Source organism: Brevundimonas sp. CURTG3B2_SDJG, from assembly GCF_057364705.1.
The window spans coordinates 1-690 of the sequence record NZ_JBNFOJ010000560.1 but is presented as its reverse complement, the minus strand read 5'-3'; the positions used below and the strand labels follow the sequence as shown (position 1 = coordinate 690).

General features: G+C 74.8%; 1 protein-coding gene. It reads left to right on the top strand.

The genetic code is table 11. From position 1 onward, the window contains the following. Window positions 1-122: 122 nt before the first annotated feature. Window positions 123-690 (top strand): ROK family protein (locus AC2W7C_RS18670; protein WP_486002679.1); only part of this gene is annotated, 568 nt, incomplete at its 3' end.

Genomic DNA, 690 nt, shown 5'->3' with positions numbered 1-690 from the left:
CGTCGGCGTCGCCAGCTTCGGGCCGCTGGAGCTGGACGACCGGTCGCCGCGCTTCGGCCAGATCGTGACGACGACCAAGCCAAGGTTGGTCCGGGGCGGGGCTGACGGCGCTGGGCGAAGGGTTGGACGTCCCCCTGGCGATCGACACGGACGTCAACGGCGCCGCCCTGGCCGAGGGGCGCTGGGGCGCGGCCCGGGGCCTGCGCAGCTTCGCCTATGTGACGGTCGGCACCGGGATCGGCGTAGGATCGATCGTCGGCGAACGCGCGGTGCGCGGCCTGGGGCACTCCGAGGCCGGGCATCTGCGCGTCGGCCGTCTGGCCGGCGACGACTGGCCGGGGCACTGCTCCTACCATGGCGACTGCGTCGAAGGCCTGGCCTCCGGGCCGGCAATCCAGGCGCGGGCGGGGCGGCCGGGAAGCGAACTGTCGCCGGACGATCCCGTCTGGCCGATGGTGGTCGGCGCCCTGGGAGGCCTGCTGCACAATCTGGCGCTGACCACGGCGCCCGAGCGGGTCCTGATCGGCGGCGGGGTGGCGGACGGCCAGGCCTGGCTGTTTCCTCGCATCCGAAGGGCGCTGGTCGACAGCCTGGCCGGCTACGCCGTCGGAGACCGCATCGCCGCGACGTGGACGCCTTCGTGCAGCCGCCCGCCCTGGGTTTCGCGCGCCGGGGCCACTGGGCGCGATC